Source organism: Pseudomonas sp. WS 5411, assembly GCF_012985595.1.
Lineage (GTDB): Bacteria > Pseudomonadota > Gammaproteobacteria > Pseudomonadales > Pseudomonadaceae > Aquipseudomonas > Aquipseudomonas shahriarae.
The window spans coordinates 25,804-40,423 of record NZ_JAARMC010000027.1 but is presented as its reverse complement, the minus strand read 5'-3'; the positions used below and the strand labels follow the sequence as shown (position 1 = coordinate 40,423).

General features: G+C 61.2%; 13 protein-coding genes. 5 read left to right on the top strand and 8 right to left on the bottom strand.

From position 1 onward, the window contains the following. Positions 1–170: 170 nt before the first annotated feature. From HBR93_RS24025 to HBR93_RS24005, 5 genes are all read left to right on the top strand, one after another. The gene (locus HBR93_RS24025; protein WP_169961227.1) at positions 171–1,142 is read left to right on the top strand and encodes a diaminopimelate epimerase; all 972 of its coding nucleotides are present in this window, start codon (positions 171–173) and stop codon (positions 1,140–1,142) included. A gap of 288 nt (positions 1,143–1,430) precedes the next feature. Next, positions 1,431–3,452 carry a type VI secretion system tip protein VgrG gene (locus HBR93_RS24020; RefSeq protein WP_169961226.1) on the top strand — a complete coding sequence of 674 codons (2,022 nt, stop codon included), beginning with the start codon at positions 1,431–1,433 and terminating at the stop codon, positions 3,450–3,452. After that, entirely contained in the window at positions 3,452–4,282 is an 831-nt protein-coding gene (locus tag HBR93_RS24015) for a DUF4123 domain-containing protein (protein ID WP_169961225.1), read from the top strand. Before HBR93_RS24020 ends, HBR93_RS24015 begins: the two co-directional genes overlap by 1 nt. Further along, entirely contained in the window at positions 4,279–5,058 is a 780-nt protein-coding gene (locus HBR93_RS24010; protein ID WP_169961224.1) for a hypothetical protein, read from the top strand. Before HBR93_RS24015 ends, HBR93_RS24010 begins: the two co-directional genes overlap by 4 nt. Positions 5,059–5,072: 14 nt before the next feature. Then, positions 5,073–7,223, top strand: coding sequence for a lipase family protein (locus HBR93_RS24005; protein WP_169961223.1), 2,151 nt, complete (start codon positions 5,073–5,075; stop codon positions 7,221–7,223). A gap of 9 nt (positions 7,224–7,232) precedes the next feature. Here the strand turns inward: HBR93_RS24005 and codA are convergent, their stop codons facing one another. The 8 genes from codA to HBR93_RS23965 form a co-directional block, all read right to left on the bottom strand. Beyond that, positions 7,233–8,468 (bottom strand): cytosine deaminase, encoded by a 1,236-nt coding sequence (gene codA / locus HBR93_RS24000; RefSeq protein WP_057438504.1) that lies wholly within the window; start codon positions 8,466–8,468, stop codon positions 7,233–7,235. 28 nt (positions 8,469–8,496) lie between these two features. After that, a complete protein-coding gene (locus tag HBR93_RS23995; protein WP_169961222.1) occupies positions 8,497–9,696 on the bottom strand; it encodes a PucR family transcriptional regulator in 1,200 nt (399 codons plus the stop codon). Next, positions 9,693–10,961, bottom strand: a complete 1,269-nt coding sequence (gene codB / locus HBR93_RS23990) for a cytosine permease (RefSeq protein ID WP_057959086.1) — start codon at positions 10,959–10,961, stop codon at positions 9,693–9,695. The genes HBR93_RS23995 and codB overlap by 4 nt, the downstream gene beginning before the upstream one ends. 205 nt (positions 10,962–11,166) lie before the next feature. Then, positions 11,167–11,790 (bottom strand): NUDIX hydrolase, encoded by a 624-nt coding sequence (locus HBR93_RS23985; RefSeq protein WP_169961221.1) that lies wholly within the window; start codon positions 11,788–11,790, stop codon positions 11,167–11,169. Between the two features lie 118 nt (positions 11,791–11,908). Beyond that, the gene (gene queD, locus HBR93_RS23980; RefSeq protein ID WP_003190259.1) at positions 11,909–12,265 is read right to left on the bottom strand and encodes a 6-carboxytetrahydropterin synthase QueD; all 357 of its coding nucleotides are present in this window, start codon (positions 12,263–12,265) and stop codon (positions 11,909–11,911) included. A gap of 141 nt (positions 12,266–12,406) precedes the next feature. After that, positions 12,407–12,802 carry a hypothetical protein gene (locus HBR93_RS23975; RefSeq protein ID WP_169961220.1) on the bottom strand — a complete coding sequence of 132 codons (396 nt, stop codon included), beginning with the start codon at positions 12,800–12,802 and terminating at the stop codon, positions 12,407–12,409. 301 nt (positions 12,803–13,103) lie between these two features. Next, positions 13,104–13,316, bottom strand: a complete 213-nt coding sequence (locus HBR93_RS23970) for a helix-turn-helix transcriptional regulator (protein ID WP_057439475.1) — start codon at positions 13,314–13,316, stop codon at positions 13,104–13,106. 184 nt (positions 13,317–13,500) lie between these two features. Continuing rightward, a complete protein-coding gene (locus tag HBR93_RS23965) occupies positions 13,501–14,580 on the bottom strand; it encodes a patatin-like phospholipase family protein (RefSeq protein ID WP_169961219.1) in 1,080 nt (359 codons plus the stop codon). Positions 14,581–14,620 lie beyond the last annotated feature (40 nt).

The window sequence follows — 14,620 nt, the reverse complement described above, 5'->3', positions numbered from 1 at the left end:
GGACTTCGGCCTGATGAAAACGTCCATCCAGGGACACAGGAGTGTAGGGCGCGCTGGTTTTTTTGCCACGCTCGGCGCGCTCGCTGTTGGTGTCCTACGCTGAGATCGCCCACAATCGCCAGGCACTTTTCCCATGGCTGACCATCGGCGGATGCTGAGGTGATCTCACAATGACCCTGTTCTACGACGCTCGCGGCAATATCTACGGTGTTGCCAGCCCGGCCCTGTTGCGCAGCCGGGGTATTGCCGTGCCCGATAACGCCGCCCTGGCCGCCAGCACTCGCCAGGCGTGGACGGGGCTGGCGATAGCGTCCGAATGTGGCTGGGGGACGTCGCTGCGCCCAGCCGAGGCCAAGGCCTATCGCTGCGACGGTTTGCTGGTCGGGCCGTTCCAGGCTGCACCGCCGTATGACCTGCTGATCGTCAATACCGACGGTTCCCTGGCTGAGCGCAGCGGCAATGGCTTGACGATCTTTGCCCAGGCCCTGACGGACGCGGGGCTGATGACCCAGGCCTGCGAGCTACGGGTACACCACGATCAACCTGATGGGGTGACGCCGCTGGTGACCGGGGTTGAACCGGCGGTCTATGGGCAGCTCCATGGGTTCTGGCTGGCACTGGGGCAGCCAGCATTCGGGCCGCAGGCAGTGGCAGCGATGGGGCCGGAAAGCGCCGAGCCTGGCCCAGTGAATGAGCTGGCTGCGATCAACCCGCAATGGACCCGCAGCCAATTTGTGCGTATCGGCAACCCCCATTGCGTGACCTTGGTCGAACACGTATCGGCCTTGCCGGACAATCGGCAGATGCACCAACCTGATCTGTTCGAGCCGTTGAAAGCGATTGCCTTCGCTCCTCCCGCAGGTAATGGCCGGCCCTGTGCGGCCGGGGTCAACCTGCAATGGGCAGCGCGAGACTCTGCCAATCGGCTGATTGCCCGGGTGTTCGAGCGCGGTGAGGGGCCCACGGCATCCTCCGGGACCAGTGCCAGCGCAGTGGCCTGTGCGGCATGGCGGGCGGGTTGGGTCAAGGCGGGAGAGGTGGCCGTGGTGATGCCGGGCGGTACGGCGCCGGTGCGCTTGCACGTTCAGGCAGATGCGCTGCTGGGTGTCAGCCTGTTCGGGACCGCGATGCTTCAAGGCTGAGGTACGTGATGGCTTAACTAAGTGTCAGTTGTTTCTTTATTGTTTAGTTATTGTTTGAAGCGTCGCGTAAGGAAGTTCCTGCTGTTACGGCTTGCTTTGTTTTGAGGATTTCTCATCTTGTAAAAGAGACTTCCATTGTGTCCGTACGAAACTTCTTTTTTATTTTCAAAGCGCCGAATTCTCGTGGATCTCGCTAATCTTTAGAGCGTTCAGGCACTTCTTTGGCCGCAGGTTTTTTTTTGCGGGAGGGAGTATTTCAGTCAGATAGTGGATGGCGGGTAACGACGGATGGTGAGTGCGTTTGTTTCGTCACGTTTCAACTTTATTGTTCAAGGCATGGAGACAGACTTCCAAGTACTGGCATTCAAAGGCCGCGAAGCCCTTGACCAGCCCTACTTCATCGAAGTGCAACTGGTCAGCGAAAACCCCGGCCTTGACCTAGAAGCATTGCTGCACCAGCCGGCCTATCTAGGCTTCGGTGAAATGGGCGAAGGTTTGCACGGGCAGGTGTATGCCGTCGGTCGTGATGACCCCGGGGGCCGGCTCACCCGTTATCGCCTGACCCTGGCGCCGCGTCTGGCGTGGCTGGAACATCGGCGCGACCAGCGCATCTTTCAACAACGCAGCGTGCCGCAGATCATCGCGGCCGTGCTCGAGCACCATGGCATCCTGGCCGACGCGTATGCCTTCGAGTTGGGGCCGGTGGTCTATCCGCCCCGCACGTTCTGTGTGCAATACGCGGAAACCGACCTGCACTTCCTCCAGAGGCTGTGTGAGGAGGAGGGGATTCACTACCACTTTCGCCACAGCCCGGACGCCCATGTATTGGTGTTTGGGGATGACCAGACGGTGTTCCGTCGCTTGCCTGCACAGTTTTATCGCCCTGCCAGCGGGCCGGCCGCCGAGGCACGGGTGATCCAGCGTTTCGATGTGCGCCTGGCGACGCGCAGCCGCCAGGCAGTGCGCCGTGATCACGATTTCGAGCATCCTTCACGGCGTTTGCAGGAACACGCCGGGGCTGCATCGGTGCTGCCTCTTGAGGACTACCATTACCCCGCCGGGTTTACCGGCCATGCGCGGGGTGTGCAATTGGCGCGTCGCAGCCTGGAGCGCCATCAGCGCGACCGTCACCGGGCCTTGGGCAAGAGTGATCAACCGGCGTTGTGCAGTGGTCATTTCCTGCCGTTGCACGATCACCCGCAGCCTGCCTGCAATGACTTGTGGCTGCTTACGTCGGTGCGTCACGAGGGGTATCAACCCCAGGTGCTAGAGGAGGCGATGCCCGCTGGCGACAGGTTCCAGGGCTATCGCAACCGCTTCAACGCCACGCCCTGGCGTGCGATCCACCGCCCGGCGCTCAAGCATCCCAAGCCAACCATTACCGGCAGCCAGACAGCCACTGTGACGGGCCCGGCGGGCGAGGAGGTGCATTGCGATGCCTACGGCCGGGTGAAGGTGCGTTTTCACTGGGATCGCCTGGACAAGGCCAGTGATAAAAGCAGTTGTTGGGTACGGGTGGCCTCCGGCTGGGCGGGCGACGGTTTTGGCGCGGTCATGACGCCCCGGGTCGGCATGGAAGTGCTGGTGACCTTCCTGGAGGGCGACCCGGACCGGCCATTGATCAACGGTTGCCTGCCCAATGCGCGGCACATGCCGCCTTATCCACTGCCGCAACACAAGACCTGCAGCGTATTGCGCAGTCGCAGTTCCCCAGGTGGTGCGGGCGGCAACGAACTGCACCTGGAGGACCGCCTGGGTGAAGAGCTTATCTACCTGCGGGCCCAGCGGGACTGGCAGCAGCAGGTAGGCCGTGACAGCCACCTGGAAGTCGGCGGGGAGCGGCGGGAAACCATTCGCGGCCCGAGCACGGTGCGCCTGGAAAGCGCCGAACAGCGACATGTCAGTGGTGATCGCAAGGTGGTCCTGGGTGCGAGCGATCACCTCCAGGTGCAGGGCGATAGCCTGGCCTATATCGGCCAGGCCCTGGTGATCGAGGCAGGGCAACAGGTTCATCTCAAGGCGGGTGCCAGCCTGGTGATCGACGCTGGCGCGCAGTTGAGCCTCAAGGCCGGAGGCGAGCACGTACTGATCCAGGCCGGTGGAATCTTCAGCAGCCGCCCGATTACCCAGGGTGGCCAACCGGCCGTTGCGCGCTCGGCCAGCCCTGCGGGTGCGGCCGTCAGCGGTGCGGAAATTTCAGCGGCCCAGGCTGTCGTCATGAGCATGGCCCGGCAACTGGATGCGGACTTCTGCCCGGTATGTGAACGCTGCCGCGAAGGCGTGTGCGACATCCGCGGGAGGGCGGCCTGATGCTGCGTACACCGGGCCAATGGATGACCCAACAGCAGCAGGCAGGACGCCGGCTGTGTTTGATTCTTGAGGGAAACAGCAACGCCCGTCAGCCGCTGATGGCGCCTCGCAACCTGGGGCAATGTTGCAGCCTTTACGGTGGCAGTGCAGTGGCGGCACTGGCGGCTGACGGGCCGGTGATCCTGCTGGTGGAGCAGTTCGATGAGCCTGCGCTTGTGGGGTTGCTCGAGCACCCTGAGATGAACTGGGGCTGGCTGGGCAGCTTGCCCGACGGGGACCTGGGCGACGTCATCGAGCATTGGCAGGCGCGGATGCTGGTGGGGCCACCGGGCAATCAGGCCCTGTACCGTTTCCACGACAACCGCACCCTGGGGCGTGCGCTGACCAGCGTGCCGGTAGCGCAATGGCCGGCCTATCTCGGGCCACTGATCAGCGTCTGCTACTGGCACGAAGAGCAATGGTGCTGCGCCAACAACCCAGCGCCCGGAAAGTACCCGATACCCGACCCCGCTCCTTGGCTCAACATCCCCAACCCCCAGGCCTCGGCCATTCTGCAGGCCAATATCCTGCGCTACCTGCTGGCCGAACACAGCGAAAGCCTTGCGGCGTTGGTCGAGTTCCAGGATCCAGGGGGATGGCTGGCCCAGGTACTGGACGAGGCCCGCAGTTGGCAATGGTACGGCGCTCTGCAACTGGAGTTTTTGGTGGTGCGGCGTTTGGCAGAGGCAACCGGGCCCAGGGTGATTCAGTGGCAGCCGCTGAAGGGGGAGGCGCCGGAGGAACACTTCAGGCGGGTGGCTGAGCAGTGGCGCACGTTGGGGCAAGCATGAGTAACCAGGCGTGTGGAGTTCTGCTGGTGCTGGGTATGGCCTGGACATCGGGGTGTGCGGTGGTGCCCGTTGATCGCTTTACCTTGGAGTTGGATTTGCCAGCCAATTTCCGCGTTAAAAGCGCCGCTAACTACAGCCCCGCAGCAGGTGAACGTTGCACCTTGCCTTGGCGTCGAGGCAAAAGGCCCGAGCGGAAGATTTTTAGTGTTCCCTACAGCCCGGTAGCCAGCCGCGTGACCCAGACGCTGCCCCTGACTGAAACAGTCGAAGGCTGCCCGTTGGTATTGCGCAGCGTGGAGTTTGATTTTTATGCGCGGTGGGGCGCGCGCGATACGGATGTTGGCGGAGATATTGCGGCTATCCATATTCAGGATCGTTTAGACGCGGATGGGCCGGGGAGGCCTGAGTCGGGGGTGCTGGAGTTGCAAGCACGATGCAGGTGGTTCTTTCGCACAGTGGGGCCGGTGCATGCGATCAGGAAAATCCTCATGTGCAGATCAGTGGACGCAAATGGGCTTTCAGGTAAAGCGTCGGCAGGCGGCGCTGTGCAACGAAATCGACTGGCGGGGCAAAAACTCAGGCTGGTGTTGAACCTGTCTGACGAAGAGCTGCCTGCCTTTGACGATAACTGGGTAGCTGTTCCAAACGGCTGGAGGCGGTGCCGGGGTGAGAGTTTCGAAGATATGTTCGCGTACTGCCGGGGCAATACGACCGACTTCAAACCTATAAAAATGCCTGACGGACGTATCTGTGATGTTTATCCAACGTGCAACTAACAGGGAGTGAAGTTATGGAGTTGGAGGCATGGAAGCAGGAGTTTTTCAGTGACAAGATGCCGGCGTGCCCATTGCGAGGGCACTGGGTGAGTTTTTGTTTGGTCGATGAAACCGGCAATGGCAAGAATTATGGGGGGCTGCCGTACTCGTTCCATGACAGTGCCGGGCAACAATACAGCGGTAGATTGAATGGAGAGGGCTTCGCCAAAATAACGGATTTTTACTGTGGTCCTGTGGTGCTTACGTTGGATGAACCCTATACCGGGACAGAAGCACCGTATCACCGACTGACGACGCGCCTGACTTACAAACTACCCATCACCGAACTTCAGGTTCGCGCCGAACGAAGCGAGTTTTCTACCGGGGATGGCCAGCGTCTCGAGGGCAACCCAGCAAGACGACAAGCCGATCGGTTCTACCAGGTCGAAGTGCGCGATCTGGTTCGCCATGTTGCCCACCTGCCACCGCTGGCGCCACGGTCTCACGGCCCCCAGCCACATGCCCTGAAAATGATGGCCGACCTTGGGTTTGGCCCACCCCAGCCCGAGTTGTCGGGCGTGGTGCTGTTCCCCAATCAGCACACGGCGCTGGAAGTCCGACCCTTGCGGGCACTGCGCCCGATGCTGTCGAGGGACGACGAATTCTGTGCCTTGAACCTGTACCAACTGGCATTGATGGCGACCTTGAGTTACTGCCGTTTTGGCCAGGAGCCGGCCACTCACCCGCAAGATGAAGTCCATTTTCCTCTGGACCCCAGCATCGGCCATCTATTTGCTGAAAAACTCGCGGGGTATCAGCAGGCCTGGAGGGTTGATGCCGAGCAAGTCCGGCGTTTTTACCCGCTGTATGAGGATGTCCCATACTCGCGGCGTTTCGAGATCCTGCCCTTCGACCCTCAGTTGTATCCGCAGAACAGTCCGCAGTTGGAGGCGAGGCAGGAGCATCCGGCGCGTCTGCATTTTTTCGATGACGAAGAGCAGGGTACCGATACCCAGGCCTTTATCAGCCATCACGATGAAGTGGTACTGATTGCGGTGCGGGGCACGGCCAGTGCGGCGGATGGCCTGCGTGACGCGAATGCCCACCAGGTACCTTTCGCGGACGGCATCGGTAAGGTCCATGAAGGCTTTTACCAGGCGTACCGTGCCTTGCGTGACTTTGTATTGCGCTATCTGGATCAGTTCTACAGCGGCCAACGCATCGTGATTTGTGGCCACAGCCTGGGTGGGGCCATCGCTTTGTTGCTGGCCGAGGGACTGCGCCGGGTCAAGGATGCCGACTACAACGTGTTGCTGTACACCTACGGTGCTCCGCGCGCCGCCGATGCTGAATTCACAGGGGGAGCGGCTGCCCTGGTCCACCATCGTATCGTCAACCACAATGATCCGGTCCCCAGCGTGCCGGCGACGTGGATGAACACCACGGCCAAGCTATGGGTGCCGGGCGCTGTGACCTTATTCGGCGCGCCCGCGCCGGGAGGCCTGTTGTTTGCTGCGGGGCTGGTGCGGCTCGGTGGCCAGCCCTATCGGCATCACGGCGAGCAGCAACACTTCATGCCGATCATCCTGGCGGACGGCACACAGTCCTCGGTGCTGTGGCAGCCCGGTTGTGCGTCGGTGCAGGAGGCGGCGTGTAATCGCGCTTTGCGTTTGCACGGTGATATGCCCGATCGTGACAACCTGCTCAAGCAACTGTTCCAGGCCAGCCAGCACTTCATGGTTGCCAGCTACGTGCCGGCGGCGTGGGCCACGTTACGCCGCTGGCAACAGACACTGGATACCCGCGGCTCCCTGGTGACGGCACGGGAGTACGCATTGATCGACCACGCGCTGAGCACCCTGCGCCGACAACTGCAGGACAAGCGGCTTGAGCTGCACCGTCGCAGCCCGGCGAACGGACGCGGCCATGAGCATTACGATGCCTTGACCGCTGAAATCGACCGATTGCAAACCAGTCGCCAGCGTCTGGAAAGCCTGCGCTGGCGCCGTGTGGAAGGGCGCGATGTATACGGCAGTCACGCTTCATCCTCAAACCTGCAACCCAGCCTGGCTCGTTGGTTCAGCCACCCGGAAAACCATGAGTTGCCCCAGGTGGCAAGCATCCCGCCGGCCTTCGAGGGCGATCGGGACAAGGGCCAGACACTGGACCTGGACTCGATCGTTTAGCCTCGCGGGTTACAAAAATGTCACCTGCGCTGGCTGGCGTTTCATCAACACTTTGCCGTTGCGGATCGAATACAGCGCCAGGCCCTGGCTGCGAATGACTTCATAGTCGCTGTTTGCCGACAGGATCAGCAGGTTCGCCGGTCGCCCGGGCTCCAGGCCGTAGCGGTCGCCCAGGGCCATGGCTTTGGCGCTGTTGTCGGTGACCAGGTCCAAGGCCCTTTGCAGGTTGCTGTAGCCGAGCATATGGCAGATATGCAGCCCGGCCTCGAGCACCCGCAGGATATTGCCGTTGCCCAGTGGATACCAGGGATCGACGATGGAGTCCTGGCCAAAGCAGACGTTCATGCCGGCCTCCAACAGTTCGTTGACCCGGGTCACACCCCGGCGTTTCGGGAAGTTGTCGAAGCGGCCTTGCAGGTGAATGCTTTCGGTGGGGCAGGAAACAAAACTGATGCCCGAGTGGCCCAGCAGGCGGAACAGCTTGGCGCAGTAGGCATTGTCGTAGGAACCCATGGCCGTCGTGTGGCTGGCGGTGACCCGGCTGCCCATATCGCGACTGCGGGCTTCTTCGGCCAGCACTTCGAGGAAGCGCGAGTGCGGGTCGTCGGTTTCATCGCAATGCACGTCGACCAGGCAGCCGGTGCGTTCGGCCAGGTCCATAAGGAACTTGACCGAGCTGACCCCTTGGTCGCGGGTGTACTCGAAATGGGGAATGCCGCCCACCACATCGGCGCCCAGGCGAATGGCTTCTTCCATCAGTTCGCGGCCATTGCGGTAGGACTCGATGCCTTCCTGGGGAAACGCCACGATCTGCAGGTCGATCAGGTGGCCGCTCTCCTGGCGGACTTCGAGCATGGCCTTGAGTGCGGTCAAGTCCGGGTCGGTGACGTCCACGTGGGTGCGCACATGCTGGATACCATGGGCCGCCAGGGCCTGGATGGTCTGCTTGGCGCGGGTCTTGGTGTCCTCCTGGGTGATGGTGGCCTTGCGCTCGCCCCAGCATTCGATCCCTTCAAACAGCGTCCCGCTCATATTCCAGCGCGGCTCGCCGGCGGTGAGGGTGGCGTCGAGGTGGATATGCGGCTCGACAAATGGCGGTACCACCAGGTTGCCAGCGGCGTCCAAGTCGTCCGGCCCCAGGGTCGGCGCGGCGGTTTGTGGGGTAATGCTGGCGATCCGGCCATGTTCCAGGTGCAGATCATGCAGGCCTTCACGGTTGCGCAGGCGGGCGTTGATGATATGCATGGGCAAGTTCCTCTTGGGCAAAAAGCAATCAGGCAGACAGCCGCCAGATCATCAGCGCGACGCCGATGTCCAGACGGTCATTGGGGTTGTCCAGCGACAGCCCGCACAGGGCCTCGATGCGCTGGACGCGATGGGTCAGGGTGTTGCGGTGGACCGCCAACCGCAGGGCAGCAGCCACAAGGTTACCATTGTCCAGGAACCACGCTTGCAGGGTCGGCATCAGGCTCGGGCCGTGACGTTGATCATGGCGCAGCAGGGGCCCCAGGCGTTCCTGGAGAAACTGGTCGAGCAACCCGCGATCGCGCACTGCGCTCAGTAGCTTCAGCACCCCGAGTTCATCGTAGACACAGATACCGGCATGTTCACCAAAGCGCCGGGCGACCGCCAGCGCCTGGCGCGCTTCATCCAGGGCCTGGGCCAGGCCGGCTGGCGGATGTTTTGCCGCGCTCAAACCGATGCACAGCTTCAGCGGGGCCAGGCGCAGGTTCAGGGGCCTGAGCCAGTTTGCCAGGCGTTGCCGGTTGTCATCGGTGGGCAGTAGCAAGGTCCACTGCCCAGCCCTGCCGAGCACGGGCAGACGCGAAGGATGCTCGGCGGCGAACTGGCGCAATCGGCGAGTAATGCCATCGTGCTGGCGGGCCAACTGGGCTTCGGCATCCGCGGCCGCGGTTTGGGCAAATAGCGCGTCGCCACCGTCCAGTTGCAACTGCACCACTTGCCAATCCCCGTCCAGCGGCATGCCCAGCTGGCTGGCGCGATGCAGGAGCAGGTCGAGGGACTGATAGTCGCCCGCCAACAGGCGCTCCAGCACCTCATGCCGTGAGCGTCCGAGTTGCTCGGCCTCGATCAGCGCGGAGCCGATGGCCTGGGTTACCAGGACCATCTTCAGGGAATAAGGCTGTTCGATCAGCGGCATGCCGACGGCGTCGGCAGCTTCCAGCAGCCCAGGGGGGATTGCCTGGATGTAAGCCGGCCCGGTCAGGATCACCAGGCCGGCGACTTGCCGCGCGCAGGCTTCGTCGAGCAAGCGCAAAAGGTTGGCCTCGTCACGGGGATGGTTGATGCCGGTGACGAACACCAGTTCGCCGCCCAGCACCCACTCGGCAATACCGCTGTTCTCGGCTACATAAGGCCAGCGCACGCCATTATCCAGGCCTGCGCTACCCGCCCGCAGGCTCATGCACTCCAGCCCCGGCAGGGCCAGTACATCCGCCACCGTCAGGCTCATGCCTGGGCGTCAGCCGATGGCACCCGCACCCGCAGGACGGCGGTGAGCGCGATGTAGGTAGCGGCCGCAGCGATAATCCCCACCAGTGGCGCAACCCACGGTGAGCTGAACGCCAGCACCGTACCCACGGCATAGGCAATCAGCCCCGGCCAATTGAAGGCCGGCAAGCGCACATCTGCCAGCCGTGGATAGTGGCCGCGGTAGCGATAGAAAAAGTCGGCCATGATCACCCCGCCAATCGGTGGGATCACCGTGCCCAGCAAAATCAGGTAGGGCACCAGCATGTCGTACATACCCAGCAAGGCAAGCAGGGTGCCTATCACTGCGCCGACCAGAGTCACGGTCTTGCGGCGCCTGGTGCGCAGCAGGTTGCAGCCGGCGACGGCAAAGTTGTAGATGGTGTTGTCCTGGGTACTCCAGATATTGAGCAGCAGCATGGCCATCGCCGCCATGGCGAAACCTTGCAGCAGTAACACCTCCACCACATCCGGTTGCTGATAGACGATGGCGCCGTAGGCACCGATCAGCACCATCAGGCCGTTGCCGACAAAAAAGCCGATCAGGCTGGCCAGCACCGCCACCTTGGCCGAGCGGGAAAAGCGCGTCCAGTTGGTGGCCTGGGTGGCACCGCTGACAAAGGTGCCAAACACCAGGGTAATGGCCGTGGACAAATCCAACTCACTGCTGGGCACCACGGCGAGCAAACCTTCCAGCCCGCCGACTTTTACCGTGGCCACCCACATCGACAGCAACAACAGCAGGCCCATGGCCGGGACTGCAATGTAAGAGAGAATTTCCAGCCCCCGATAGCCCACGTAGGCCGTGGCGCAGAACGCCAGGCCGAACAACACCATCAGTGCCAGTACGCTGCCCTGGCTCAACTCGAAATACTTGCCCAGCACCACGGCCGCCGTGGCGGTGCCCCAGGCGTACCAGCCAATCTGGGTGAAACCCAGGATCAGGTCACTCAACTTGCTGCCCACTTCGCCAAAGCAGAAACGCCCCATCAGCACCGAGTTCAAGCCGCTCTTGAAGGCGATGTACCCCAGGCCTGCGGCGTAGATACCCAACAGCAGGTTACCCAGGGCCACGACCCCGAGCATCTGGGTAAAACTGAAGGCCACCCCCAGCTTGCCGCCAGCAAACATGGTCGCGGTAAAAAAGGTGAAGCCCAGCAACACCATGGCCGTGGAGCCAAGGCCCTTGCGTGCATGCATGGGCACTTCGCTGAGAGGGTAATCGTTGCCCGGTTCGTTCTGCGTCATGTGCCGTTCCCCTGTGAGTGACGCAGGGCCTGTTGCAGCGCCCGTGCCAACTGCCGGGCAGTGATGGGTGCACGGTGGGAGCTGTGCAGGTTGCACAATATTTGGGGGTGGGTAGGGCAGGGAGGCGGGATGGCTTGTGGATTGTGCCCAGCCCGGCACTAAAGTGGTGCGGCGGTGATACAAATGGGATCACCGGTCCAGGGTGTCAGTCGAACAGGGTCTGGGTGATTTCCCCACGGTGAAAGGCGAAGGCTGCTTCAAGATCACTTTCGATGGTGCGGCCGCGTGACAGGGGCGGCAGGTTGTCGAGGCTGAAGAAGCCGACGTCGGTGGTTTCAAGCCCGACCGTTGGGGCGGTCTGATTTGTCCGGTCACAGAGAAAGTACAACTTGTAGAAGTCCCTTACATCGGGTGTGTACGGACCTTTGGCTTTGTGAGTAATGCTGTAGAGCACTCGTGCCGTGACGGTCAGCCCGGCTTCTTCGTGGATTTCCTTAATCACGTTCTCGGCCGCTGAAAAACCGACATCCGCAAATCCACCGGGGAGCGCCCAACAACCGTCCGTTGCCTCGCGCACCAGCAGGATGCGATCGCCTTCGATCACTGCACCTCTCACATCAATCAATGGCGTTGAGTAGCGTTGTGCGAAGTCCGAGACTAGGCCAGTAATACTTTCCAGAGGCACGTTACCCAACTGTGCGAGCATCGAGTGGGCGATATGGGCGATTTCCTCAAGGTGCTCACGGTCAAATTCGTTTTTGCAAAAATGCAACGCGGTAGAGGCCAGTGCCTGCAAACGCTTGGCCTGTGCCAGCCAGGTGGATTCCATGGTGTGGTTCCTTGGTTTGCTTCAAAACCTGGTTTTATTCGCTGCTATCGTCGAGGGCAAGCCAGGGATGGAGCAATCCATGGCTAGGGAGGTGTCCCCTCGGTTTTGTAGAGGTGCTTTATTCACCGCGATAAATACAGCCACTGGTGCAGGTCTCATGGATACGAATGGCGCTGAGTTCCGGCAACAACGGCTTCAGCTCATTCCAGATCCACTTGGCCAGTACTTCGCTGGTAGGGTTTTCCAGGCCGGGGATGTCGTTGAGGTAGTTGTGGTCGAGGCGCTCATAGAGCGGCTTGAAAATCGCCTTGATCTCCGAGAAATCACGGATCCAGCCGGTATGCGGATCGAGGTCGCCGCTCAGGTGGATGGCCACCTTGAAGGAGTGGCCGTGCAGGCGCCCGCATTTGTGGCCTTCGGGGACGTGGGGCAGGCGGTGGGCGGACTCGAATGTAAACTCTTTGAAAATTTCCACGGTATGACCTGTAAGGCAGGAGTTTCTAGGGCTGTGTGCGATTGTCAGTGTGGGGTGAGCGCTTTATGGGCCCAGGTGACCGACTTGGCGCGCATTCTAACCTGTTTTATCGGGCAACCAGGCGGAGTGCGTAAAGCGCTGTTACTCCTGGGACCATAACGTTGTACTGACCTTGACCCCATCCCCACACGGCAATGAGCGCTGCGACCCTCGGCGCTCCAGTTCGGCATACGCACGGGCACACTGCACCTGGCTTTGGGCGGCGGCGTTATCAATGCTGATATTGCCGGTGGTTTCAGATACCAGGTTGCCGTTTTTCTCCAACCGGATCAGTGGCCGTTCGGGCTGCACTTCAAAGCGACTTTTCGTCGGTTCGGTGCTCAGTGCCAGGTCGGTGGGGGCTGCCGGCAACTGATCTTCGGTGACGCCATAGCGCGTGAGAAGCGAGAGATTGGGCAAGTCCTGCGCGCTTGCCTGGCCTGCTGCCAGAAGCAGGAACATACCAAGGCTGTACATTTTTTTGCGATTAGAATGCATGGTTGTATCTTTCCAAAGTTGTTTCCTGGTGGGCTGGATTGAAGAACAACTTATTATTATCGCAACCACGTTTAGGGCAGGGTGTATCCAGCCAGAAAGAAGAGCCGTGGCGGTTGCCGAACTGCGTACCTGGTTCATAAACCTTGAACGAGGAAGGGCTGAAACTGGTGTTACTGCAACCAGTAATCAGGGCGGTAGTGACGAGGCCCAGGAACTTTATGGGTTTCATAAGGGGGAGGTCCGCGTTGAATTTATCAGTGTTTTACAGGGTTGCCCGCAAGCCAGGCAGCTCATTCCAGGGCTAGGCTTCTTCGCTCTCGAACTCCAGCAAGTCGCCTGGCTGGCAATCCAGGGCGATACACAGCTTGTTCAGGGTTTCGAGTTTAACGCCTTTGATCTTTCCGTTTTTCAATAGCGATAGATTGGCTTCGGTAATCCCAATGGCATCTGCCAGTTGGTTGGAGCGAATCTTCTTCTTCGCCATCATGACGTCCAATCGAATGATGATTGTCATGGGTTAGATGATGCTTTTGTTTTCATCGTCGATAACTTTTGATTCGGCCACTGTTAATGAGAATGCACACAGAAAGATGCCTTGTATGATCGCATACATAGCGCCGGATGATACACCCAAGGTAAGGGTGAACCTACGCTCGCCGGGCGCTACGCCAATTTGCGGAAAAATAAGGCCTGGTGGCTCAGAGCGCAATCAAGCGCTCACCCAATCGGCCACTATCGGCCAGTTCAAGGAACTCATCGCCCAGCCGCTGGCTTTCACTCATCGCGGTTTGCCAGTACTGGTTGCGTCGCGCGTCATCCCCCATAAAGCGCTTGAAGTCGCTGCGATCCGGCAATTTGCCGTGGGGCAGGCGGGCCAGGTAGTCCCGTGAGGGGGCCACCAGCAACACATTCTGCAGACCCTGTGGGCTACTGCGCCGCCACGGCAGGCTCTTGTCGAACCAGCCGGGGATGACTCGATCAGTGAAGTGCGGGTACAGCACAATGTCATCGCCGTGGTAGGGCAGGTCGAGGTGGTAGTCCAGCAGGCCACCATCGCGATAGGTGCCGGCACCGGCGCCCGGCAAGTCGCGTACGCCTTGCATCACCATGGGGATCGAGCCGGACGCCAGCAGGGCCTGGCGCAGGTTGCCCGGTTCCAGGGCGAGAAAGCGCGAAGGGAAATCCGTGAGCGGGTGCAGTGGCGGCGCCTGGCGCGGGTCGTGGATGATCAGCCGTTCAAAATGCCGGGACAGCCGTGCACGGCCGCGCAGGTTATCGGCGATCACCGAGGACAGGCCCAGGCCCAGGCGCCCTCGGTGATCGTCGGCCAACAGGCCATGGCTTTTGACCACGACTATATTCAGGCGATAGTGCGGGTTATCCAATAGCGACGCATCGCGCCCGGCCAGCAGGTCGTCGAGCATGCGCTGGCAGCTCTGGCTGACCTCGGCCATGGTCACGCCCTTGGCAAAGCGTTGCTCGTTATATAGGCGCCCGAGGTCGAGCAGGCCCTGTACCGGATCCGGCAGGCAGGCACTGGCAAAGCGCCAGGAACCAATCGACGCGCCGATCAGCGCACGCTCGCGGGGGGCACGCGCCAGCCAGTCACCAAACAGCGCCAGGTCCAGACCCTGAATGCCCAGGGCCTTGGGACCACCGGCCGCGCCGGGCAGAATCCCCACATCGGCAGGCTGGAGGCCTTGTTCGCGAATGCGTGCAAAAGCGCGTTGGCCAGCCTTGAGCGTCAGGGCTGGGAACTTGATGTGAATGGCCGTCATACCGATCTCTGTGCAGGCGAGCCGGGCAGTATAGGAAATA

What these genes read in the sequence shown, in the direction of transcription:
- HBR93_RS24025 (WP_169961227.1), top strand. Translation starts at nt 171, where the DNA reads ATGACCCTGTTCTACGACGCTCGCGGCAATATCTACGGTGTTGCCAGC.
- HBR93_RS24020 (WP_169961226.1), top strand. Translation starts at nt 1,431, where the DNA reads ATGGTGAGTGCGTTTGTTTCGTCACGTTTCAACTTTATTGTTCAAGGC.
- HBR93_RS24015 (WP_169961225.1), top strand. Translation starts at nt 3,452, where the DNA reads ATGCTGCGTACACCGGGCCAATGGATGACCCAACAGCAGCAGGCAGGA.
- HBR93_RS24010 (WP_169961224.1), top strand. Translation starts at nt 4,279, where the DNA reads ATGAGTAACCAGGCGTGTGGAGTTCTGCTGGTGCTGGGTATGGCCTGG.
- HBR93_RS24005 (WP_169961223.1), top strand. Translation starts at nt 5,073, where the DNA reads ATGGAGTTGGAGGCATGGAAGCAGGAGTTTTTCAGTGACAAGATGCCG.
- codA (WP_057438504.1), bottom strand. Translation starts at nt 8,468, where the DNA reads ATGCATATCATCAACGCCCGCCTGCGCAACCGTGAAGGCCTGCATGAT.
- HBR93_RS23995 (WP_169961222.1), bottom strand. Translation starts at nt 9,696, where the DNA reads ATGAGCCTGACGGTGGCGGATGTACTGGCCCTGCCGGGGCTGGAGTGC.
- codB (WP_057959086.1), bottom strand. Translation starts at nt 10,961, where the DNA reads ATGACGCAGAACGAACCGGGCAACGATTACCCTCTCAGCGAAGTGCCC.
- HBR93_RS23985 (WP_169961221.1), bottom strand. Translation starts at nt 11,790, where the DNA reads ATGGAATCCACCTGGCTGGCACAGGCCAAGCGTTTGCAGGCACTGGCC.
- HBR93_RS23975 (WP_169961220.1), bottom strand. Translation starts at nt 12,802, where the DNA reads ATGCATTCTAATCGCAAAAAAATGTACAGCCTTGGTATGTTCCTGCTT.
- HBR93_RS23970 (WP_057439475.1), bottom strand. Translation starts at nt 13,316, where the DNA reads ATGACAATCATCATTCGATTGGACGTCATGATGGCGAAGAAGAAGATT.
- HBR93_RS23965 (WP_169961219.1), bottom strand. Translation starts at nt 14,580, where the DNA reads ATGACGGCCATTCACATCAAGTTCCCAGCCCTGACGCTCAAGGCTGGC.